The sequence below is a fragment of the Paenarthrobacter sp. NPDC089307 genome (assembly GCF_040685055.1).
Taxonomy (GTDB): Bacteria; Actinomycetota; Actinomycetes; order Actinomycetales; family Micrococcaceae; genus Arthrobacter.
This window is the reverse complement of record NZ_JBFBHE010000002.1, coordinates 439,864-461,928: the sequence shown is the minus strand read 5'-3', so window position 1 is coordinate 461,928 and position 22,065 is coordinate 439,864. Positions and strand designations below refer to the sequence as shown.

Here is a 22,065-nt window from a genome sequence, read left to right as displayed (position 1 = left end):
AGTCCCCGCAGGCGCCATGCCTGCGGGGACTTTTTTCGTCCCGCCGTGGAGTTTTCGTCCAGATAACGCCCTTAAAAGCCCTTCTAAAGGGCGTTAGCTGTACAAAAACTCCCTAGCGGGTGGCGCGGAACCGCTCAGGTGCCACCCCGCCGTCGACGATGTCCTTCAGCACCCGGCCGATGGCCGGAGTGAACTTGAACCCGTGCCCCGAGAAGCCAGCTCCCACCACCAGCGGGCCAAAACTGTCCAGCACGAAGTCCTCGTTGGGCGTGGTGGTGTAGGTGCAGCTGATGGGAACCGCAGTGGAAGGGTCGACGCCGGGAAGCCACTCTTCTGCGTACCTCACCAAGGCTTCGAGCTGCTGGGGGATGGGCTCGAACGTGCGCTCGTCCGGGTCCATGACCGGCCCAACGCCGTGCCAGCCGGCCTTGACTCCTTCACCGGGAGTAAGCATTCCGTAGACGGGGCTGAACCAGTATTCGTAGAGCTCGTTGTTGGGATCGGGGTCCGGGTTGTGGTTGAAGCTTGGCCACACCAACGTGTTGTCCGTCGGTGTGAAGTGGGCGGGCTGCTCCTGCGTCACCACCAGGGCAGGCAGCTTGGCGAGGTCCTTCAGGACTTTCGGGGTCCATGCGCCCGCGGTCACCACCACGCGGCTTGCCGTGTACTCGGTCTCTTCCGTCACCACCACCACTGATTCGGCGCCGTCGAGGCGGATGTCCCGGACCGGCGTCGAGTAGTTGAAAACCGCGCCGTGGGCTTCCGCAGATTTACGGAGCGCAACCAACGCATCAGCCGAACGGATCCGGCCCGATCCCGGCACGAAGAGGACATCCGTGGCGAAGTTCATGCCCTGCCACCGGCTGGCGGCCTCGTCAGCGGAGATGAAATAGCTTTCGATGCCGCGTTCCTGGTGCGCTTCCCGGACCCGCTCCAGCTTGGGGATGTTGCCGTGGTTTGCCAGCCCAACAAGGTCCAGCAGGGGTGCTCCGTGCTCGGCCGCGAGCTCGTCCCACAGGACTTTGGACTCAGCGAGGAGGTCCAGGTAGTCGGCCTCAGCGTAGGCGGTGTTGAAGTTGCGGGTGGCACCGTGGGAGGCGCCGATGTGGTGGCCGGCCTCGAACTGTTCCAGCAGGACCACCGACCTGCCCGCGCGGGAGAGTTGCCACGCGGCAGCCGATCCCATTGCTCCTCCGCCAACAACTACAACGTCAACCTGCATGCCTGCTCCATCCACAAAGTCCGCAGCTCCAACCAGAGCCACCTCCCATTCTGCCCCCACTGACGGGGTTGGCGTCTGGCGGGTGGGCATGGAAGATTGGAACCCGTGAAATTCCTTCACCCCTCACCCCAGTCCTCCGCCCGTGGTGTCACCATCCTGCGCGTAGTGTTCGGCGCCCTCGTCATGGTCCACGGGATCCAGAAGTTCATGGCCGGACATGCTGCCTTCGCCGCGTCCGTAGCAGCCATGGGCGTGCAGAAGCCCGAGATTGTGGCCTGGCTGGTGATTGCCGGGGAAGTTGGCCTGGGGTTGCTCTTGGTCCTCGGAGCGCTGACCCGCGTGGCTGGTTTCCTGGCCGCCATCATGTTCGCCGGGATCTGGTTCGTGACCGAAGCCGGCAAGCCGCTGCTCACGGACAAGGCAGGCGTGACCGCGGAGCTGCTCATTATCTACTTCGCCGTGTCCGTGGCGTTTGTCTTCCTGGGCTCAGGTGCGTTCTCGCTTGACCGCAAACTGGCAAGGCAGCCGGGCAGGCGCGGCGCGTAACCTTCGGCTTAACCCGCGCGGGTTAACATCAGCGGGCATCGTTCGGATAGCGGACCCCCAGCTGTGATCGAACGCCGTCGAAGAGGCGCATCACATTGATCGAGTCTTCAAGCGGCATCACCGGACTTTCGGTGAGTCCCTGCTGAACACAGCGCGTCACCTCGCGGAGTTCGTACGTGTACCCGGTGCCTGCGACGTCGAAGCGCTCGGTCCGCGGTTCGTCCCAGCCAATCCTGACAAGCAGCTCGCGGGGATTGTTCACTGAACCCACGGTCTGCAGGAATCCGAGTCCTCCTGCCACGGTCGCGGTCCTGGGCCCGTGCGCCATCAAGGATGAGGTCAGTTGAGCTTGGGCACCTGTGTCGTAGCCGAGGGTCAGGGCATTCTGCGTGTCCACTCCGTCCTCGTTCAGCGCACCAATCGCAGTGACGGACTGGGGAAAGCCGAGTGTACCCAGCGCCCACAGCAAGGGATACACCGTGATGTCCAGCAGCGCGCCGCCACCGTCGTTGAGGGCCCAAATACGGGCTGAAGGATCATATGGTGCCGGAAATCCAAGGTCCGCGCTGACCCACTGGAGCTGCCCCAGCTCACCGGATGCCGCGATCTCAAAAGCCCGCTGCATGCTGGGCAGGAAGCGGCTCCACACAGCCTCCATGAAAAACACGTTCTGCTCACGGGCGATCCTTACCAGCTCCGCGGCCTCCCGGGCGTTGATGGTGAGGGCCTTCTCGCACAGCACATGCTTCCCGGCACGCAAGGCCGCCGACGCAATATGGAAGTGCTGGGCATGGGGTGTTGCCACGTAGACCACGTCCACTGCGGGATCCTCCACCAAACGCTGGTAGCCGGGTACCCCGGCGTCGTCTCCGTACGCCTTGGCGAACCCCACCTCGTGGGCGAAGGCGTCCGCGGCAGCCTGCGTGCGGGAGCTGACGGCGTAAAGTTCCGCGTCCTCCAACAGTGACAGGTCCTGGGAGACGCTGTTGGCGATGTTTCCCGTGGACACTACACCCCACCGCAGAGTCCTCCCTGTGCCTGCCCGGGGATCTTTGTTGCTTTGCGAGGACAACCACGGCACGGCGATAGGAAGAGTCATGAGTGACATCCTCTCACTTCCCGAAAGTAACCGGAGAAACCCGTCGCCGTAGGGGACAACCCATTCATCGCGTCAAGGTCATCGACGCGATCCGGTTCTGACCTCCTCGGTGAGCCGGCCTTGCTGAAGGCGGAAGCAGCGTTCCGTTTTCTGCGCCAGGGTGCGGTCGTGCGTAACCACCAGGATGGTGGTGTTGTGATCGCGGCTCAACGAGCTCAACAGTTCGATGATGTGCTCACCGGTTTGCTCGTCGAGGTTGCCGGTGGGCTCATCGGCCAGGATGAGTTTGGGCTCGTTGGCCAGCGCCCGCGCAATCGCCACGCGCTGCTGCTCCCCGCCGGACAGCCGGTTGGTACGGCGCGAGTGCTTTTCAGGATCCAGCTGCACCTGCTCCAGCAACTCCTTGGCCCGGTTCAGCCTCGCCCCCTTGCGGACACCCGCGAACTCCATGGGCAGCATGACGTTGTCCACGGCACTGAGGTTCGGGATCAGGTTGAACTGCTGGAACACGAACCCGATGTCCCGCCGGCGGTACTCGGTCAGCTTGCCGTCCGGCAGCCCCGCCAGGCTGACGCCGTCCACGACGACGTCCCCTGACGTGGGCTTGTCGAGCGCACCCAGGAGGGACAACAGTGTGCTCTTGCCGCTGCCGCTCTTGCCCACGATGGATGACAACGAGCCCCTTTCGAGTTCGAAGCTCACACCGTTGACCGGCTTGATGGTCCGGTCTCCGGACTTGAATTGGCGGACCAGGTCTTTGACTTCAATCACGGCTATTCTCCTCGGAGTACTTCGATGGGACGGATACGTGCGGTCAGCAGCGCCGGAACCAGCGCGCCGATGATGGCGACGGCGAACACAGCTGCGATGCCCGCTGCAAGGACGCCGGGGGAGACGCTCGCGGTAACGGAGGTGAGCAGTTGCGAAGCCCCGCCGAACGCACCGCCACGGCCACCGAAACCCCCGCCACCGGGGATAGCGCCGTTTGGCACGGCACCGGCGAGGCCGCCCGCACGCTGGGTGGGTGCCGCCGTCGTGGTGGTATTCGAACTGATCAACGCCGACGCGATGCCGCCGCTGGCGAACGAGGCAATGACCGCGCCTACTACGCTGCCCATGGCTACGAGCACCAGTGACTCGAGCACAAACTGCAGTCCTATGGTTCGGTTGGGGGCGCCGATGGCCTTCAGCACACCGATTTCGCGACGGCGCTCGCGGACCAGCATGACCATGATCAGGAGGATGATGATCCCGGCCGTCGCGAGGGCCGCGATGAAGGCAACCATGGAAATGCCCTTGACGCTGTCCAGGGAGCTGACGGCGGTTTCCAGGTTCCGTTGGCCCTGGGTGACGTCCGCCTTGTCCGCACCGAGCGCGCTCTGGACTGCCGTTTTGGTGCTGTCCACGTTCTCCATGCTGTTGACCGTGACGATCATGGTTGAGAGTTCGTCGGGTGTAGCGGCCAGGGTCTGGGCTTCGGGGAGGGTCACGTAGACGGCGTTGTTGCCGAACGCTGTTCCGGCGTCGAAAATGCCTGCAACGGTGAAGGACTTGTCCTGGATGGTGAACGTGGACCCGACGCTCAAGTTGTTCTTTTCCGCCAACGAAGTACCCACCAGAGCCTTCTCCGCGGCCGTGGTGTAGTCGCCCAAGCCGGTGCCGCTGGTGATATTCAAGGCCTTGCCGGTGGTGTCCACCTCCGCGCCGATACCGGTAGCCGTGATGGGAAGGGATCGTGCGGGCTGGGCTGTGGCGCCGGTGGTGCCTGTGTTTCCGTTCGCGTTGTTGCGGTTGCCCAATGTGCCGGCGTCGATGGCGGCCGTCAGGCTGGTGCTGACCGACGCCTGCTGGCCGCCGGGACCGAAGCCCCCACCCGGGCCGGCCTGTTGCGTAGTGCCGGTAGTGCCAGTTGTGGCGGTCTGCAGGCGCAGGGCCTTCGTTCCCACCACCGACGTCACATTGGCGACCGATGCCGCCGTCTGGGCTTGCGCCGTCGTCAGTGGTTCGCCGCCGCCTTCGAAACCTTGCCCACCGGCGGGGTTCACCGTCAAGGTGGTCCCAACTGAAGCGTTAAGCTCCTGGACCTTGGCCCCCACGGCCTGGTTGGCCACGAGCATGGCCAACGCCAAGCCGATTGCTACGGCGAGGACGGCGACCACCGCCGCCGTTCTGATTTTGTTGCGGAAGGCATTGCCTACGCTCCGGGCAAGGACGCTCACGTTTCTCCTCTGGACCTGCAAGTTTGTCGGCCCACACGGCGCGGGCTGCAGGTCCAACATTGCTGAGTGCTGCTGTGCGGCGCACCAGCCGAAGCTATGCGTGGGCTGTGAAATCCCGGCTGAACACAGAAAAAGACCCGGCCCGCCTAGTGGCGGACCGGGGCTTCCCGTGCTGTGAAAAAGCGGTGTTACTTGGTGATCGGGCCCAATACCGGATCGTCGACGTATGCCGTCTTGACGTTCTCCTTGGTCACGATCTGTGGCGGCAGGAGGAAGGCCGGAACGGTCTTGACGCCGTTGTTGTAGGAGTCCTTGTCGTTGATTTCCAGCTGCTTACCAGCCTGGAGGTCCTTCACCATGGTGATGGCGTGCTCAACGAGCTTGCGGGTGTCCTTGTTGATGGTGGAGTACTGCTCGCCAGCCATGATCGACTTCACGGACTCAACCTCGGAGTCCTGGCCGGTCACGATGGGGAGCGGCTTGCCTGCACTCCGGACGGAGGTCAGTACCGCGCGGGCCAGGGTGTCATTCGGGGACAGGACACCGTCCAGGGCAGCGGTGCCGTAGCTGCCCGAGAGCAGTGCGTCCATGCGCTTCTGGGCGTTTTCCGGCTTCCAGCCCTGGGTAACGGCCTGCTCGAACGAGGTCTGGCCGGAGACTACCTTGAGGGTGCCGTCGTCGATCTTCGGCTTCAGCACGCTCATGGCGCCGTTGAAGAACACCTTGGCGTTGGCATCATCCGGGGAACCGGCGAAGAGCTCGATGTTGTACGGACCGCTTGCCTTCTTGGCCTTCATGCCGTCCAGCAGGGCCTGGCCCTGGAGCACACCAACCTTGAAGTTGTCGTACGCCACGTAGTAGTCCACGTTGTCCGTGTTCAGGAGCAGGCGGTCGTAGGCGATAACGGTAGCGCCGGAGTCCTTGGCCTGCTGGAGCTGCGTACCCAGCTGGGCGCCGTCGATGGCTCCCACGATGATGACCTTGGCACCCTTGGTGACCATGGCACTGATCTGGTTCTGCTGCTCGGACACGCCGCCGTTGGCGAACTGGACGTCGGCCTTGAAGCCGGCGCCGGTGAGGCCATCGTTGAACAGCTTCTCCGCGAGAACCCAGTTTTCACTGGTCTTCTGCGGAAGTGCGACGCCGATCAAAGAGTCCTTGGGGAACGCTTCCCCGCCTGCTGTGCTGCTGCTTGAGCCGCTGTCAGTGCGGCCGCAGGCTGTCAGCGCCAGTGCCGCGATGGCAGCGACTGCTGCTGCCTTTCCTGCTTTACCAAACATTCGCATATCTTGAGTCACTTTCTGTGTGGGTGGGGTGGAGCGAGTCTTCTGGGTGGAGAAGTGTGAAGTGAAACCGCTCAGGCTTCCTTGGAGATGACCTCCCTGGTGGAGGTGGCTTCGTCGGGCTTGAGCTCGTTGTTGTTGCGCTGGAAATTCTTGAGCAGCATGCCGGTGATGGAACGCTTGCCTTGGGACTTGTTGTAGACATCGAAGGCAACGGCTGCCAGGAGCACCAGGCCCTTGATGATCTGGGTGAGGTCCGCGCCGACGCCCAGGAGCTGGAGGCCGTTGTTGAGCACTGCCATGACCAAACCACCGACGATCGAGCCGATCACCGTACCAACACCACCGGTAACGGCAGCGCCACCAATGAAGACGGCGGCGATGGCGTCCAGTTCCCAGCCCACGCCGTCGAACGGACCCGATGCCGTGGAACGGCCAACGAAGATCATGCCGGCAAGACCTGCCAGGACGGACATGTTCATCATGACCATGAAGTTGACCTTCTTGGACTGGACACCGGACAGCTCGGCTGCGTGGCGGTTGCCACCCACGGCGTAGACGTGGCGGCCAAGGACCGTCTTGTCAGCGATGAAGCCGTAGATGAGGACCAGGACTGCGAGGATCAAGCCCGGGATGGGGAAGGACGTTCCAGGGCGGCCAGTGGCGAAAAGGTACGTGGCGTAGAGGATGGCGCCGCAGATCAGGACCAGCTTGGTGACCTCAACCCAGAGCTCGGGAACGTCGGCACCCAGTGCTTTGTTCGCGGCGCGGGCACGCAGGGACATGATGATGACGAACGCTGCGGCAAGGATGCCAAGGAGCAACGTGAGGTTGTTGAAGCCCGTGTTCGGTCCGATTTCAGGCAAGTAGCCGGAGCCGAGGAACTGGAAGTCCTTGGAAACGGGGATGGTGTTGGACTTGCCCACGAACTGGTTGAAACCGCGGAAGAGGAGCATGCCTGCCAGCGTCACGATGAACGCAGGGATGCCCACGTACGCCACCCAGAATCCTTGCCAGGCGCCAATCACAGCACCAAGGAGCAAGCCGAACAGGACGCCCGCCCACCAGGGGAGCCCCCAGTCGCGCATTGCCAGGGCTACGAACACGCCCACGAATGCTGCCACGGAACCCACAGAGAGATCGATGTGGCCGGCGATGATGACCAGGACCATGCCGATGGCCAGGATGAGGATGTAGGAGTTGCCGTTGAAGAGGTTGATCACGTTGCCGGGGGTCAACGTGCGGCCGTCGGTGAAGATCTGGAAGAAGACGATGAGTGCCACCAGGGCGAAGATCATGCCGAACTGGCGGGTATTGCCACCAAATAGCTTCTTGAGCGCGTTCATTGTTTTGGTCCTTGTGTCAGGAAGGGGCGGGGCTGGGCCAAAGGGTCAAGCTGCTTTGCGGGAGGAAGTCATCAGCTTCATGAGGCTTTCCTGGCTTGCTTCGTTCTTGTCGAGGACACCGGTGATGGCGCCTTCGAAGATGGTGTAGATGCGGTCGGACAGGCCCAGGAGTTCTGGAAGCTCCGAGGAAATGACAATCACTCCCTTGCCTTGGTTCGCCAGCCTTTGGATGATGCCGTAGATCTCATACTTGGCGCCGACGTCAATGCCACGTGTGGGTTCGTCCAGGATGAGCAGGTCCGGATCGGTGAACATCCACTTCGCCAGCACCACCTTTTGCTGGTTGCCACCGGAGAGTTTGGCTACGCCTTCCTCAACCGATGGGGTCTTGGTCCGGAGCGACTTCCGGTATTCCTCCGCGACGCTGAATTCCTTGCGGTCATCCACTACCGAGTAGTTGCTGATGGCGCGAAGGTTGGCCGCCACGGTGGTCGTCTTGATGTCGTCCAGCAGGTTCAGACCCAGCGACTTCCGGTCCTCGGTCACGTAGCCGAGTCCGGCGTCGATCGCGGCGCGGACGCTGCGGATCTGGATCGGCTTGCCGTCCTTGTAGATCTGGCCCTTGATGAACCGGCCGTAGGAGTGGCCGAACACCGAGCGAGCCAGTTCCGTGCGGCCGGCGCCCATGAGGCCTGCGAAGCCAACGATTTCGCCGCGACGCACAAAGAAGTTGGAGCCCTTGCAAATCAGCCGGTCCTGGATCTGCGGGTGTCCCACGGTCCAGTCCTTGACCTCGAAGAAGACCTCGCCGATCTTGGGCTCGTGGTCCGGGAAGCGGGATTCAAGCGTCCGGCCCACCATGCCCTTGATGATGCGGTCCTCGTCCACGCCGTCGCGCTTGACGTTCAGTGTTTCAATCGACTTTCCGTCGCGGATGATGGTGATTTCGTCCGCGATCTGTTCGATCTCGTTGAGCTTGTGGGAAATGATGATCGAGGTGATGCCGCGGCCCTTGAGGCCGAGGATCAGGTCCAGCAGGTGTTGGGAGTCCGATTCGTTCAATGCTGCCGTGGGCTCGTCCAGGATCAGGAGCTTCACGGATTTGTTCAACGCCTTGGCGATCTCCACCAGTTGCTGCTTGCCGACGCCGATTTCCTTGATGGGGGTGTCCGGGTCTTCCCGCAGGCCAACGCGCGCAAGGAGCTCGAGGGAGCGCTTACGTGCCTCCGCCCAGTCAATGACGCCCCACTTTGTGGGCTCATTGCCAAGGAAGATGTTCTCCATGATGGACAGTTCCGGGATCAGTGCCAGTTCCTGGTGGATGATCACGATGCCCGCTGCCTCGCTGGCGCGGATGTCCTTGAACTGCTGCGTCTCGGCCTGGTACACGATGTCGCCCGTGTAGCTGCCGTAGGGGTAAACCCCGGACAGGACCTTCATCAGCGTGGATTTGCCTGCACCGTTCTCACCACAAATAGCGTGGATCTCGCCGGCCATTACGCGCAGGCTTACATTCGACAAGGCTTTCACTCCAGGGAATTCCTTGGTGATGGAGCGCATCTCCAAAAGGATGGGCTCGCCTTGCGTGTCGAGGGTTGTCATCAGCCCTTACGCCTCCAATGCATGACTTCGTTGTCGGCCCCGCAAACGGCGGAGCTGTCTGATGAAAAAGTAAACTGGATCACCTATCTTGTCGTCAAGACTTGAACGCATGATCCAGCTAACGATTTCGTTACCTACCAGTAATACCCGCGTGCTGGAACACCAATGCGGCCGCTCCAAGGGCCTCCGCGCGCGCACCCAGCGAGGACATTGCAAGGTGCGTTGTTTCGCCAACTACGGGCACGGCGTGCCGCACCAGGCCCCGCCGGATGGGGTCCAAAAGGAGGTCCCCAAGTCCTGCCAGCGGTCCACCGACAACAATCACTTCGGGGTTGATCAGGTTCGAAACGTTCCCCAAAGCACGGCCCACGGCGAGGCCGGCGTCGTCCACTACGCGTTGGGTCGCGGAGTCTCCGGCGAGGCAATTGCGGACGATGTCCTGCGGCGTCAACAGGGTGTCCTGGCCGCGCCCCAACAGCTCGATCATGGTGGTGGTGGACGCTATCGTTTCGAGGCAACCCCGGTTCCCGCAGCGGCACACGAGGCCGTGCTCGTGGATGGTCGCGTGGCCGATTTCACCGGTGATGCCAACGTTGCCGTAGTACGGGAATCCATTGAGGATCAGGCCCGCGCCGATACCCGAACCGATCTTGAGGAACATGAGGTTGGAGACCCCGCTGTGGGGCCCCCATGTAACTTCGGACAAGGCGCCGAGATTGGCGTCGTTATCAACAAAGACGGGGCAATTCAGGGCTTCTTCCAGCCGATGGAGGATGTCGATGCCCACCCACTCGGGGAGGATGGCGCCCTGTGCCACCGTGCCGGATCTGCGGTCGATCGGGCCGGGAATGCCGGCCCCGGCACCCACCACCGCGGTCCTGTCGATGCCGTTTTCGCGGAGCAGTTTTTCGAGCAAACGGACTGCTGCGGCGATGCCTTCCTCGGCCTGGTGCCCCAGGGGCAATTCGATGTAGTCCTCGGCAATTACGTGGTAGCCCAGCGACGCCAGGACCACCCGCAGGTGGCGGCGACCGAAATCGATTCCGACGGCGACGGCACCGTTGCTGTTCAGCCTCACGTTGGTTGCCCGGCGGCCGGAGCTCGTGGTTGGTTCCGTGGAGACCAGCCCGGCGTCCTGCATGATCTTGACGATGTTGGAGATTGTGGCGGTAGAGAGCCCGGTCTGCCGTGAAAGCTCTGCCTGCGTGGATGGCCCGTTCAGCAAGCACTCGATGATGCGCTGCTGATTGAGGTGGCGGAGCGCGGACTGCGAGCCGGGTTTTCTTGGGTGGCTCTTCGTTGAGCGCTGCGTAGCGGGCATGACAAGAAGATTGCCCCAGAAGATGTGTTGTAGTCAAGAAGTGAACGCAGTGAGTCAACCGTTGCTTACATACTCCAACGCAAAGGTGCCTATCAAGTACCCCTTTTGGCCCCCGTTATGCAGGGATGGGCGTGCATTGCGTCCCGTATCCGGGGCTGCCGGGTCCAATTGCCTCGCCGCGCACGAACGGGCTGAGCCTAGGCTTGGATCAAGAAGAAGTTCCGCCCTCCAATGGCGGGAACCAGGAGAACAAAGGTGGTAAAGATGCTGCTCGCAGTCCTGCAAGCCAACGCCTCCGTGATGGACGTTGATGCCAACCTGCGCACGATCGATGACGCAGCACGACGTGCCGCACAAGCAGGGGCCGGGCTGCTGCTCACGCCAGAGCTTTTTCCCGTGGGCTACGCGCCGTTGCGGCTCCACGCAGAATTGGATCCAGCGACGTTGCCGGCTGTCCGCGAACGCCTGGCCGGGATCGCGCGCACGCACGGTGTCGGGCTTGTTTACAGTCTCCCGGCCGTGGCAGAGCGGGACGAAAGGCACGACGACGGCGCGCAGCCGCCTCACGCTGGAACCTCATGGCACATCACGGCTACTTTGCTCGACGCGTCGGGCAACGAAGTGCTCCACTACGCCAAGGTCCACCTTTTCGGTGCCGAGGAACACAAGGCGTTCGTCGGCGCTGAAGAACCTCCCGCCGTCGTGGATTTCAACGGAATCCGTACCTCCATGCTGATTTGCTACGACGTCGAATTCCCGGAAGCAGTCCGTGCTGCCGCCACCCGCGGCGCCGAACTCCTGCTGGTTCCAACAGCACTGTCAGCCGGGTTCGACAACGTGCCGCAGGTCCTTATCCGTGCCCGGGCATTGGAGAGCCAGCTGAACGTGGCCTACGCCAACCATTCAGGGCACGAGGACGTCTACAACTTCCTGGGTGGCAGTGTTGTGGCCGGTCCCGATGGGTCGCTTCTGGCCGCAGCGGGGGAGGGGGCGACTTTGCTGTTCGCGGAAGTTGGAACGGAAACAGTAAAAGCAGCCCGCGACGAAGTCCCGTACCTGCGCGAGCGCAGGCCGGAACTGTACCGGGAGTGGGGCCAGCAGGCCTAGGCAATGGCCTCGCGGTCCACCGCCACGAGTTCGTCCACGTACTGCAGTGCAATCCACAGCTCGGCCCGGACCTGGGCCTGGTTGAGGTCCATGTCGAGGAGTTCTCCCACTACGCCGATCTGCCGCCGCACACTGTTCCGGTGCAATCCAAGGAGCTTGGCCGAGCCGTCCCAGCTGCCGTTTTCGCTGAGCCATCCGCGCAGGACTGACAGCAGCGGATCCCGGCGGTCGGGCTCGAGCGAGAGCACGGGCGCAAGGAGGCGTTCGGCGAGCATGACGCCCGCATCCCGGCCCAACAAACCAGTGACGGACCATGTCACTTCATCCACGCGTGCGCTCATCCCGCTGGAAACGACGCGGCTTCGCAGCGAACTCGCCCGCTGGTAGGCCGCCGGGAGCCCGTGCAGTTCGGTGGGCTCACCAATCACCAGGCGCCACCCAAGCTTCTCGACCTCGGCCAGCAGCGAATCGTCAACGCGCAGCCGCGTGATCGCCGCGAAACCATACTCGGTGATTTCCACGAGTTTGGTGTCGAAAAGCCGACGCCATTGGAGCACCTCGCGGACCGGTCCATCGTCCACGCAACCGTCCACCCGGACGCCTTGGATAACCCGCATCTGAGCGGACCGCGTAGAGGACAAACTTTGCGCCAGCAAGTCCTTCAGCCCGTTGACGTGCTTCGTTCCGCCCGAGACCAGCGATTCCGGATGCAGCAGCACCGCCGTCGCCAATTGGCTCGGAGCAAGGGAACCACTGGTCCGCTGCCGCACCAGCAACTCGAGCAACCCCACGGCCGCTTGGACCACGTTGTTCTGGGCAGGCGTCAGTGGGGCGTCGGAGCCCAGGATCAACGCGCCGAGGTTCGCGTCCTTGGTGCTGCGGAGGGGGTGCCCAAAAACCAGCGCCGATCCCGGTTGCTCAAAACCATCCATCTCCACGCGCGGACCGCTGCCGGACAGCAGCCGTTCCAGCATCGGTGCCAGCAATGAATGCTCGACGCCGTTGCTGCCGCCGGCATTGTGCCCGCGGGCCCGGACCCGTCCGTCCGCCCCCACCAGCAGGGCCCACACGGGCACGCGTTGGACGAGGGCCGCCAGGAGTTCATGTTCCGGCCGGGGGGAGAGGACCGCGCGCATGAGTTGGCGGTTGGTCTCAGCGAGTTGCCGGAAGACGCGGGCGTTGTCGGATTCCAGAAGTTGCGAGAAGGACAGCCCGATCGCGGCGAAAGGCACGGACTCCGGAACCTCGAACAGGGTGAGGTTGTGCTTGCGGCATGCCTGGACCAGGACGTCCGGAACGGCGTCGAAGTACGGCCGGATGCCGAAGCCCAGTGCAGCGACCTTGGCGTCCACGAGCCGGCGGACGTAGGCGTCCACCTTGGCCGCCGAGCCGCCCTTCCCAAGGAAAGGCAGCCCGGCGGTGAGGAGGAACTCGCCCTCCGGCAGGTATGGCGTGGGGTCTTCGAGCTCACTGGGTTCCACCCACCGCAGCAGCGAGGCGCCGCTGCCGCCGTCGTGAAGCATGGTCAACTCCGGCGGCAGCTGCTCAACGAACTGTTCGAGCGTGACGAAACTGAGGCGGGCGGTGGCGGGCTCAGGCGACATTGCCCTGCCCGGCGGATGCCGGCTCCTGGTAGTCGGGGCACTCGTAAGCGGTAGTGGAGTAGGCACGCGGGAGGCGTGGCGCGATCCTGTTGATGATCTCGTCGCCGTGGCTGCCGATCGCGGCGCCCCAATCATCGGCGCTCGCGGCTCCGCACGCCGGGTCTCCGAACAGGACGGCGGTGTCTCCCACGGCGATACCGGACGCGTCCGGTCCGAGGTCCACCATGAACTGGTCCATGCAGACCTTACCGATCACGGGAACGCTGCGGCCCGCGATGTTCACTACCGAGCGGCCGCTGATGCCTTTGGGGATGCCATCTGCGTAACCGAGGGGGATCAGTCCCAGGTACCTCGGTTCGTAGGTGATGGCTTGGTGCTCGTAGCTCACGCCTGTGCCTGCGGGGACTTTCTTGACCATCACCAGGGGTGCCGTGACGCTGAGCGCAGGGCGCAGGCCGAAGTCGGCGGGGTCCAGGTGGTCGGCGGGAGCGAGGCCGTAAATCGCCAGGCCGGCCCGCACCATGTCGAAGTGGAATTCCGGGCGGTCCAGGATATTCGCGGAGCTGGAAACGTGCCTGAGCTCGGGCGTCAGTCCGGCGTTTTTGGCCTCGCGGACGGCGTCCTCGAACTCAGCGACGGCGGCTGCGTTGCCAGGGTGCGCGGGAACATCGGCCCAGGCCAGGTGGGTCCAGAGCCCCCGGACGCGAAGGGTGCCCTCGAGCTCGGATTGCCGCGCTTGCGCCACGAGCTCTGCCCAGTCTTCCTTGCGTGCCCCGCCGCGGCTGAGGCCGCTGTCCAGTTCCAGATGCACGACGGCGGGACGGCCGAGGCGGGCCGCGATGCCTGCCAGCACCTCCAGTTGGCCAACGCTTCCGAGGGATACGTCGATGTCGTTTTCCAGGGCCTCCAGGATTGTGGCGCTCGTCTGGGATGCCAGATACAACCAGGAAAGGATGGGCAAAGTGATGCCGGCTTTGCGTAGTGCGATGGCTTCGGTCAGCTGGGCCGTGCCCAGCCAGTCGGCGCCGGCTTCCGCTGCCGTTCGGGCAACTTCCACCAGGCCGTGCCCGTAGGCGTTTCCCTTGACGACTGCCATAAAGAAAGGCGCTTCGGTGCGCTTCTTCAGGGCTTTGACGTTGTCTGAAATAGCGGACAGGTCAACGGTGACCTGCCCGGAGAGGGCTGCTGAAGCTGCCTCTTGATAGTGTGCATTACGTCTCATGGTTGAACACTATAGGTCATTTTGCACCGTGGTGAGAGGTGGCTCACATGCCAGTCTTGTGGAGGGGAAATCGAAACTACTTGGAAGGGACGTCAAGGGTGACTGTGCCTGTGAACACCGAAAACCCAGCGGCGGTGGGCGCTGCGAGGCCGAGCCTCGGAGCCCAGTTGCTGCGTCGTAAGCCCATTGGGGAAATGGTCAGTGAGTCCGGAAGCGGCGAGGGCGGCACTCCGCTGGTCCGCAGCTTTGGAGTGCTGCAACTGACCATGATCAGCGTCGGCGCCACCCTCGGCACCGGCATCCTGGTCATTCTTGGCGAATCCGTGCCGCTGGCGGGACCGGCCATCTGGATCTCCTTCGTCATAGCCGGACTGGCTGCCCTTCTCTCAGCGGTGTCCTACGCGGAGATGGCCGGGCTGGTTCCGGTGGCCGGGTCCAGCTACTCGTATTCCTACGCCACCATGGGCGAGGGCATGGCCTGGATCTGTGGCTGGTGCCTGGTACTCGAGTACGCGGTGTCCGTGGCCGCCGTCGCAGTGGGCGCGGGGCAGTACGTCAACGAGACCCTGGCAGCCTTCGGGCAGTTCCTTCCGGACGCACTGTCCCAGCCGCCGGGGGACGGCGGAATGGTCAACGTGCCCGCCGTCGTCATTGTGGTCTTCGCCATGATCCTGCTGGTCCGCGGCGCCCGTGAAAGTGCGTGGATCAACACCGCGATTGTCATCATCAAGGTCGGCATCCTGATCTTCTTCTGCGCCGTGGCCTTCACCGCATTCAACGCAGGCAACTTCGAACCCCTCATGCCGATGGGTGCCGCAGGTGTTTCGGCTGCCGCATCAAGCGTGTTCTTCTCCTACATCGGCTTTGACGCCGCCTCCACCGCCGGGGAAGAAGCGAAGAACCCCAAGCGCGATCTGCCCCGGGCCATCATGCTTTCCATGGTGATCGTCACCAGCATCTACGTCCTGGTCTCCGTTGCTGCCATTGGTGCCCGGCCCTGGGGATGGTTCGACGGCACGGAAGCCGCCCTGGTCCAGATCCTGCACGAGATCACAGGCCAGCCATGGATTGCCCTGGTCTTCTCCATCGGCGCCGTGCTGGCGATCGCGAGCATCGTCCTGACAGTTCTCTACGGCCAGACGCGCATCATGCTCTCCATGTCCCGCGATGGCATGGTGCCCAAGGTCTTCGGCCGCGTCTCCCGCCGCACCGGCACCCCGGTGGCCGGAACGCTCATCATTGGTACCGCCGTCGCCCTAACTGCAGGCCTGGTGCCCCTGGGCGCCCTTGCAGACGCCACCAGCATCGGCACGCTCTTCGCGTTCGCCCTGGTGAACGTCGCAGTGATCTACCTGCGGCGTAACCGCCCCGACCTTGAACGCAGTTTCCGCGTTCCCCTGTACCCGATCACGCCGATCCTCGGCGCCCTGATGTGCGCCTACCTGATGCTCAACCTGGGTGCCGATACCTGGATCACCTTTGGCGTGTGGATGCTTGTGGGCATCGCTGTCTACTTCGGCTACGGACGCCGGAACTCCAAGGTAGCCGCGCTCAGCGAGCAGGACTACCGTGAACTGACAACCAGGGCCGCGGGCCCGGAACCTGTGAAAGCAGCAAAGCCATGACCATCGCCACCGAACTTCCCACCGCCGATGCCGTAGCCCCCGCGCCGGGCGCCACGGAAGCCCCGATCACCATGTTGAACCCGGACTTCCCCTTCAGCTACGACCACTACCTGGCGCACCCGGATGGACTCGGTTCCATCCCGGAGGAACAGTACGGTACCGAAGTTGCCGTCATTGGTGCGGGGCTCTCGGGACTCGTCACTGCCTACGAACTGATGAAGCTCGGCCTCAAGCCGGTCATCTATGAGGCCGACCAGATCGGTGGCCGGCTCCGGACGGCAAGCTTCCCCTCCGCACCTGGAGTGGTGGCCGACCTCGGCGGCATGCGCTTCCCGGTCTCGGGCAAGGCTTTCTACCACTACGTGGACCTGCTCGGACTCGACACCAACGAGTTCCCCAACCCCATGGCGCCGGCAACGTCCAGCACCGTGATCGAACTCGCAGGCAAGAAGCACTACGCCACCACGGCTGATGAGCTGCCGGAATTCTTCCGCGAAGTCGCCGATGCCTGGAAGGCCGCGATCAACGACGGCGCCGCGTTCGCCGAGATGCAGGAAGCCATCAAGGCCCGCGACACCAAGCGGATCAAGGAACTGTGGAACGCGCTCCTGCCGGAACTGGATGAGCAGACCTTCTACGGCTTCATCGCCGCCAGCAAATCCTTCAAGGAAGCCGGCTTCGCGCACCGTGAGGCGTTCGGCCAGGTCGGGTTCGGTACGGGTGGCTGGGACACCGACTTCCCCAACTCCATCCTCGAGATCCTGCGCGTCGTGTACACCGATGCGGATGACCAGCACCGCTCCATTGCGGGAGGAGCGCAAAGGCTCCCCGAGGCACTGTGGAACCACGCGCCGTCGGGCATTAAGCACTGGCCGGAAGGAACCTCGCTGGCCTCGCTGCACTCAGGTTCGCCGCGCGGCGCCGTGGACAACATCCGCCGTGCAGAGAACGGAGATCTCGTGGTGAGGGAGAACTGGGGCCGCGAAGCCACCTACCAGGCCGTGGTCACCACCTGCCAGTCCTGGCTGCTCTCCACCCGCATCCACACTGAAGAGGCCCTGTTCCCCGCTGAGATGTGGACCGCGATCGAGCGCTCCCACTACATGCAGTCGTCCAAGACCTTCGTGATGGTGGACAGGCCGTTCTGGAAGGACATCGACCCGGAAACCGGCCGCGAAGTCCTGTCCATGACCCTCACCGACCGACTCAACCGGGCAACGTACTTGCTCGACGACGGCCCGGACAAGCCCGCTGTCATCCTCCTGTCCTACACATGGAACGATGACGCACTGAAGTGGCTCGCCCTCACCGCGGAGGAACGCGTGAAGCTGATGCTCCATTCGCTGGAGCAGATCTACCCGGGTGTGGACATCGCCAGCCACATCGTTGGCCAGCCGATCACTGTGTCCTGGGAAGCGGACCCCAACTTCATGGGTGCATTCAAGGCCAACCTGCCCGGGCACTACCGGTACCAGCAGCGGTTGTTCACGCACTTCAAGCAGGACAAGCTGCCGCAGAGCCAGCGCGGCATCTTCCTGGCCGGCGACGACGTCTCCTTTACCGCCGGTTGGGCCGAGGGTGCAGTGACCACCGGGCTGAATGCCGTGTGGGGCGTAGTGAACCACCTCGGTGGGTCATCCGTGGCTGGCAACCCCGGTCCTGGTGACGTGCTGGACGAGCTCGGCCCGATCAGCCTGGACTGATTTTCCGGGACCAGGACCTCCAACGTTGCGAGGCCTGCTCTGCGCCCCAAACCCTCAAGTCCGGGATGCAGAGCAGGCCTCGCATTGTTGTTTAAGAGGCGTGCATCTCCCGATGCGCAGCGGCCAGCTCCTTATAGTGCGCAGCGTTGTGCTTGACGCCCTCGAATTCCTCGTCCGTCAACTCGCGGCGAACTTTTGCGGGCACACCCGCCACCAATGAGCGCGGGGGAATGACAGTGCCTTCCAGGACCACGGCGCCGGCTGCAATGAGTGAGCCCGTGCCAATCACCGCGCCGTTGAGGATGGTGGCGCTCATGCCGATGAGGCAGTCGTCCTCCACGGTGCAGCCGTGGACCACCGCGCTGTGACCCACGGAGACGCGCTCGCCAACTGTGCAGGGGAAACCGGGATCGGCATGCAGGACCACGTTGTCCTGGAGGTTGGATCCTGCGCCAACTTTGATCGCGGCGGTATCAGCCCGGACGGAGACGCCGTAGAACGCGCTGGAGTCCTCGGCCAGCGTCGCCTTTCCGATGATGGACGCTGTGGGTGCCACGAAGGCGGTGTCATGGATGGCCGGGGTGTCCCCGGCGAAAGTGTAAGAGGGAGCCATGAGCCCCAGCATATTCCCAACTAAGTAGCAGTTCAGGTCGTTCTCAGCCTTGGTAACGACCTGAACTGCTACCTAGTTGGGTGCAGGGGTTAGTTGAACACCACGGTGCGGGTGCCGTCGAGGAGAACCCGGTGCTCGGCGTGCCACTGGACTGCCTGGGCCAGCGTACGGCCTTCGACGTCGCGGCCCATTTGGACGAACTGGGCAGCGGTGCGGGCGTGGTCCACGCGGATGACTTCCTGCTCGATGATCGGTCCCTCATCGAGGTCGGCCGTCACGTAGTGGGCCGTGGCGCCGATGATCTTCACGCCGCGGGCATGTGCCTGGTGGTAGGGCTTGGCACCTTTGAAGGACGGCAGGAAGGAGTGGTGGATGTTGATGGCTTTGCCGTTCAACTCCGTGCATAGATCGTTGGAGAGTACCTGCATGTAGCGGGCAAGCACGGTGAGCTCGACGTCGTGCTTAGCAATGAGCTTCAGCAGCTGGGCTTCGGCTTGGGACTTGGTTTCCGGTGTCACCGGGATGTGGTGGAACGGGATGCCGTAAAACTCCGCCAACGCTTCGAGGTCGCGGTGGTTGGAAACGATGGCCGGGACCTCGATGGGGAGGGTTCCGGCGCGCTGCTGGAACAGGAGGTCGTTGAGGCAGTGGGCATCCTTGGAACACAGAATGATGGTGCGCACCTTTTGGCCCACAGGGTTGATCTGCCACGTCATGCCGAAGGTTTCGGCCACAGGCTGCAGTGCCGCCGTCAGTTCCGCCTGGGTGCTCGACGTCGTTGCCTCCACGCGCATGAAGAAGTTGCCTGTGGTGGGGCTTCCGTACTGTTGCGAATCGGCGATGTTGCACCCCGCGCCAAGGAGGGCGCCGGCAACAGCATGGACGATGCCGGGACGGTCGGGGCAGGAGAGGGTCACAACAAAAGCGGTGGAGTCAGTCACACAGACAAGCCTACCGGTGCTGCCTTGTTGTACTGTTAATGGGTCGCAACTGGCGTTGGGTGGACTACCACCAGGGAGCGGCAATCACGAAGACCACGGATCGTACGCCTGGGCCGAGGGTCATGTCTTACCGTCGCACGCACGTGACCGATGCCTCCTGTAACCAAGAGGACGCGGGAATGCTGCTGCCGGTAGCCTGACCTGTAGCACCACCCGTTCCCTAGCCAGGAGATCTCCGTGACTACCACCACTTCAGCGTCTGTCAGCAACCAGTCGCTCGCCGAACTCGACCCCGAGATCGCAGCAGTCCTTGACCAGGAGCTTGGCCGCCAGCGCGGCACCCTGGAAATGATTGCCTCAGAAAACTTCGCCCCCCGCGCCGTTATGGAAGCCCAGGGCTCCGTCCTGACCAACAAGTACGCCGAAGGCTACCCGGGCAAGCGCTACTACGGCGGTTGTGAATACGTCGACGTCGCTGAGCAGCTTGCCATCGACCGCGTCAAGGAACTCTTCGGTGCCGAGTTCGCCAACGTCCAGCCGCACTCCGGTGCCCAGGCGAACGCTGCAGCACTCTCGGCCATGATCACCCCGGGCGACAAGATCCTTGGTCTCTCCCTTGCCCACGGTGGCCACCTCACCCACGGTATGAAGCTCAACTTCTCCGGCAAGCTGTACAACGTAGCCGCTTACCAGGTTGAAGAAGACAACTTCCGCATCGACATGGACAAGCTCCGCGAGCAGGCCATCGCCGAAAAGCCGCAGGTCATCATCGCCGGTTGGTCCGCGTACCCCCGCCACCTCGACTTCGCTGCCTTCCGCTCCATCGCCGATGAAGTTGGCGCACTCCTTTGGACGGACATGGCGCACTTCGCCGGACTGGTTGCAGCAGGCCTGCACCCGAGCCCGGTGCCGCACTCCGACGTCGTCACCTCCACCGTGCACAAGACCCTCGCAGGCCCGCGTTCGGGCGTGATCCTGGCCAAGGAACAGTACGGCAAGAAGATCAACTCCAACGTCTTCCCTGGCCAGCAGGGTGGACCGCTCATGCACGTCATCGCGGCCAAGGCTGTTGCGTTCAAGATTGCCGGCAGCGAGGAGTTCAAGGAGCGCCAGGAGCGCGTCCTCGAAGGCGCCAAGATCATTGCCGACCGCCTGAACCAGTCCGACGTCGCAGAAGCCGGCGTTTCCGTCCTCACCGGCGGCACCGACGTCCACCTGGTCCTGGTTGACCTGCGCAACTCGCAGCTGGACGGCCAGCAGGCCGAGGACCTCCTGCACTCCGTTGGCATCACCGTGAACCGCAACGCTGTTCCGTTCGACCCCCGCCCGCCGATGGTCACCTCCGGCCTCCGCATCGGTACGCCTGCCCTGGCTACCCGCGGGTTCGGTGCTGCCGAGTTCACCGAGGTTGCCGAGATCATCGCCACCGCGCTGAAGGCAGGTTCCGCTACGGACGTTGAGGCCCTCCAGGCCCGCGTCGACAAGCTCGCCGCTGACTTCCCGCTGTACCCGCAGCACGAGCAGTGGTAAACAGCGGTTCCCGCGACAACAAGCGCTGAAAAAGCACTACCCGGGCACTGAACCGGAGCCAACGGGATCCGCCGCCACACCTTCGGCGGCGGGTCCCGTTGGCATGAGCCTCCCACCAGAAAGAGCAGATGGAATGACACAGTCCACCGCACAGATCCTTGACGGCAAGGCCACCGCCGCAGCCATCAAGGCAGAACTGACCACTCGCGTTTCCGTCCTCGCCGGCAAGGGAATCGTTCCTGGCCTGGGCACGATTCTGGTGGGTTCAGACCCCGGCAGCACCTGGTATGTGGGCGGAAAGCACAAGGACTGCGCCGAGGTAGGCATCCAGTCCATCCGCCGCGACCTCCCTGAGGACATCTCCCAGGAAGACCTCCTGAAAGTGGTCCAGGAACTCAACGAGAACCCCGAGTGCACCGGCTACATCGTGCAGCTCCCGCTGCCCAAGCACATCGACCAGGACGTCATCCTGGAAGCCATGGATCCTGACAAGGACGCCGACGGCCTGCACCCCATGAACCTCGGCCGCCTGGTGGCCAACGTAAACGGCGAGATGAAGTCCCCGCTGCCCTGCACGCCCAAGGGCTGTGTGGAGCTGCTCCGCCGCCACAACATCGAACTCAAGGGCAAGCGCGTCCTGGTGGTGGGCCGCGGCGTCACCATCGGCCGCCCCATCGGACTGCTCCTGACCCGCAAGGAAGTCAACGCCACGGTGATCCTCGCCCACACCGGAACCGTGGACCTGCCAGCAGAACTCAAGCACGCCGACGTCGTCATTGCCGCCGCCGGAGTGCCGCACATGATCAAGGCTGAGGACCTCAAGCCGGGCGCAATAGTGCTCGACGTCGGCGTCAGCCGTGTGGACGACGGCAACGGCAAGGCTGTTGTCACCGGAGACGTGGACCCGGCAGCTGCCGACGTCGCCGCCTGGCTGTCCCCGAACCCGGGCGGCGTGGGCCCGATGACCCGGGCGATGCTGCTTGCCAACGTGGTGGAGAGCGCCGAACGCCAGGCGGGCATCGCCTAGGTTCCCGCGAACTGGCCGGCGCCCATTACGGGGCGGAGCTGCCGGGGATGCGGTG

Annotated in this window: 18 protein-coding genes; 6 read left to right on the top strand and 12 right to left on the bottom strand. The window is 63.6% G+C overall.

Going from position 1 to position 22,065, the window contains the following annotated elements:
- Positions 1-112 precede the first annotated feature (112 nt).
- The gene (locus AB0N72_RS05970) at positions 113-1,222 is read right to left on the bottom strand and encodes an FAD-dependent oxidoreductase (RefSeq protein ID WP_363930042.1); all 1,110 of its coding nucleotides are present in this window, start codon (positions 1,220-1,222) and stop codon (positions 113-115) included.
- A gap of 105 nt (positions 1,223-1,327) precedes the next feature.
- Here AB0N72_RS05970 and AB0N72_RS05965 point away from each other — a divergent pair, with 105 nt between their 5' ends.
- A complete protein-coding gene (locus AB0N72_RS05965; protein ID WP_363930041.1) occupies positions 1,328-1,768 on the top strand; it encodes a DoxX family protein in 441 nt (146 codons plus the stop codon).
- 28 nt (positions 1,769-1,796) lie between these two features.
- On the opposite strand, the gene AB0N72_RS05960 is transcribed toward AB0N72_RS05965, so the two are convergent.
- The 7 genes from AB0N72_RS05960 to AB0N72_RS05930 form a co-directional block, all read right to left on the bottom strand.
- Positions 1,797-2,867 (bottom strand): Gfo/Idh/MocA family oxidoreductase, encoded by a 1,071-nt coding sequence (locus tag AB0N72_RS05960; protein WP_363930040.1) that lies wholly within the window; start codon positions 2,865-2,867, stop codon positions 1,797-1,799.
- Positions 2,868-2,945: 78 nt separating this feature from the next.
- Positions 2,946-3,638 carry an ABC transporter ATP-binding protein gene (locus AB0N72_RS05955; RefSeq protein WP_363930039.1) on the bottom strand — a complete coding sequence of 231 codons (693 nt, stop codon included), beginning with the start codon at positions 3,636-3,638 and terminating at the stop codon, positions 2,946-2,948.
- A 2-nt stretch (positions 3,639-3,640) separates the two neighbouring features.
- Positions 3,641-5,086, bottom strand: a complete 1,446-nt coding sequence (locus AB0N72_RS05950; RefSeq protein WP_363930038.1) for an FtsX-like permease family protein — start codon at positions 5,084-5,086, stop codon at positions 3,641-3,643.
- Positions 5,087-5,274: 188 nt separating this feature from the next.
- Complete coding sequence (locus tag AB0N72_RS05945) at positions 5,275-6,372, bottom strand: sugar-binding protein (protein ID WP_363930037.1); 1,098 nt, start codon at positions 6,370-6,372, stop codon at positions 5,275-5,277.
- 71 nt (positions 6,373-6,443) lie between these two features.
- Positions 6,444-7,715, bottom strand: coding sequence for a multiple monosaccharide ABC transporter permease (gene mmsB, locus AB0N72_RS05940; protein ID WP_363930036.1), 1,272 nt, complete (start codon positions 7,713-7,715; stop codon positions 6,444-6,446).
- 45 nt (positions 7,716-7,760) lie between these two features.
- A complete protein-coding gene (mmsA, locus tag AB0N72_RS05935) occupies positions 7,761-9,317 on the bottom strand; it encodes a multiple monosaccharide ABC transporter ATP-binding protein (RefSeq protein WP_363930035.1) in 1,557 nt (518 codons plus the stop codon).
- 130 nt (positions 9,318-9,447) lie between these two features.
- Positions 9,448-10,638, bottom strand: a complete 1,191-nt coding sequence (locus AB0N72_RS05930) for an ROK family transcriptional regulator (protein ID WP_363930034.1) — start codon at positions 10,636-10,638, stop codon at positions 9,448-9,450.
- Positions 10,639-10,902: 264 nt separating this feature from the next.
- On the opposite strand from AB0N72_RS05930, the gene AB0N72_RS05925 reads away from it, so the two are divergent.
- Positions 10,903-11,745 carry a carbon-nitrogen hydrolase family protein gene (locus AB0N72_RS05925; protein WP_363930033.1) on the top strand — a complete coding sequence of 281 codons (843 nt, stop codon included), beginning with the start codon at positions 10,903-10,905 and terminating at the stop codon, positions 11,743-11,745.
- Here the strand turns inward: AB0N72_RS05925 and AB0N72_RS05920 are convergent.
- Positions 11,742-13,349, bottom strand: a complete 1,608-nt coding sequence (locus AB0N72_RS05920) for a PucR family transcriptional regulator (RefSeq protein WP_363930032.1) — start codon at positions 13,347-13,349, stop codon at positions 11,742-11,744. The genes AB0N72_RS05925 and AB0N72_RS05920 overlap by 4 nt on opposite strands.
- The gene (gene alr / locus AB0N72_RS05915; protein ID WP_363930031.1) at positions 13,339-14,571 is read right to left on the bottom strand and encodes an alanine racemase; all 1,233 of its coding nucleotides are present in this window, start codon (positions 14,569-14,571) and stop codon (positions 13,339-13,341) included. Before alr ends, AB0N72_RS05920 begins: the two co-directional genes overlap by 11 nt.
- 110 nt (positions 14,572-14,681) lie before the next feature.
- Here alr and AB0N72_RS05910 point away from each other — a divergent pair, with 110 nt between their 5' ends.
- Together AB0N72_RS05910 and AB0N72_RS05905 are read left to right on the top strand one after the other, a co-directional pair.
- Positions 14,682-16,196 (top strand): amino acid permease, encoded by a 1,515-nt coding sequence (locus tag AB0N72_RS05910; protein WP_363930030.1) that lies wholly within the window; start codon positions 14,682-14,684, stop codon positions 16,194-16,196.
- Positions 16,193-17,899, top strand: coding sequence for an FAD-dependent oxidoreductase (locus AB0N72_RS05905; protein WP_363930029.1), 1,707 nt, complete (start codon positions 16,193-16,195; stop codon positions 17,897-17,899). Before AB0N72_RS05910 ends, AB0N72_RS05905 begins: the two co-directional genes overlap by 4 nt.
- Before the next feature lie 91 nt (positions 17,900-17,990).
- Here AB0N72_RS05905 and AB0N72_RS05900 read toward each other — a convergent pair whose 3' ends face one another.
- Both AB0N72_RS05900 and purU read right to left on the bottom strand, forming a co-directional pair.
- Positions 17,991-18,512, bottom strand: a complete 522-nt coding sequence (locus AB0N72_RS05900; protein WP_363930028.1) for a gamma carbonic anhydrase family protein — start codon at positions 18,510-18,512, stop codon at positions 17,991-17,993.
- Between the two features lie 89 nt (positions 18,513-18,601).
- Positions 18,602-19,453, bottom strand: coding sequence for a formyltetrahydrofolate deformylase (purU, locus tag AB0N72_RS05895; protein WP_363930027.1), 852 nt, complete (start codon positions 19,451-19,453; stop codon positions 18,602-18,604).
- A 231-nt stretch (positions 19,454-19,684) separates the two neighbouring features.
- On the opposite strand from purU, the gene glyA reads away from it, so the two are divergent.
- Entirely contained in the window at positions 19,685-20,983 is a 1,299-nt protein-coding gene (gene glyA, locus AB0N72_RS05890; protein ID WP_363930339.1) for a serine hydroxymethyltransferase, read from the top strand.
- 133 nt (positions 20,984-21,116) lie between these two features.
- A complete protein-coding gene (locus AB0N72_RS05885) occupies positions 21,117-22,010 on the top strand; it encodes a bifunctional methylenetetrahydrofolate dehydrogenase/methenyltetrahydrofolate cyclohydrolase (protein ID WP_363930026.1) in 894 nt (297 codons plus the stop codon).
- Positions 22,011-22,065: the final 55 nt, after the last annotated feature.

What these genes read in the sequence shown, in the direction of transcription:
- AB0N72_RS05970 (WP_363930042.1), bottom strand. Translation starts at nt 1,222, where the DNA reads ATGCAGGTTGACGTTGTAGTTGTTGGCGGAGGAGCAATGGGATCGGCT.
- AB0N72_RS05960 (WP_363930040.1), bottom strand. Translation starts at nt 2,867, where the DNA reads ATGACTCTTCCTATCGCCGTGCCGTGGTTGTCCTCGCAAAGCAACAAA.
- AB0N72_RS05945 (WP_363930037.1), bottom strand. Translation starts at nt 6,372, where the DNA reads ATGCGAATGTTTGGTAAAGCAGGAAAGGCAGCAGCAGTCGCTGCCATC.
- mmsB (WP_363930036.1), bottom strand. Translation starts at nt 7,715, where the DNA reads ATGAACGCGCTCAAGAAGCTATTTGGTGGCAATACCCGCCAGTTCGGC.
- mmsA (WP_363930035.1), bottom strand. Translation starts at nt 9,317, where the DNA reads ATGACAACCCTCGACACGCAAGGCGAGCCCATCCTTTTGGAGATGCGC.
- AB0N72_RS05930 (WP_363930034.1), bottom strand. Translation starts at nt 10,638, where the DNA reads ATGCCCGCTACGCAGCGCTCAACGAAGAGCCACCCAAGAAAACCCGGC.
- AB0N72_RS05925 (WP_363930033.1), top strand. Translation starts at nt 10,903, where the DNA reads ATGCTGCTCGCAGTCCTGCAAGCCAACGCCTCCGTGATGGACGTTGAT.
- AB0N72_RS05920 (WP_363930032.1), bottom strand. Translation starts at nt 13,349, where the DNA reads ATGTCGCCTGAGCCCGCCACCGCCCGCCTCAGTTTCGTCACGCTCGAA.
- alr (WP_363930031.1), bottom strand. Translation starts at nt 14,571, where the DNA reads ATGAGACGTAATGCACACTATCAAGAGGCAGCTTCAGCAGCCCTCTCC.
- AB0N72_RS05905 (WP_363930029.1), top strand. Translation starts at nt 16,193, where the DNA reads ATGACCATCGCCACCGAACTTCCCACCGCCGATGCCGTAGCCCCCGCG.
- AB0N72_RS05900 (WP_363930028.1), bottom strand. Translation starts at nt 18,512, where the DNA reads ATGGCTCCCTCTTACACTTTCGCCGGGGACACCCCGGCCATCCATGAC.
- AB0N72_RS05885 (WP_363930026.1), top strand. Translation starts at nt 21,117, where the DNA reads ATGACACAGTCCACCGCACAGATCCTTGACGGCAAGGCCACCGCCGCA.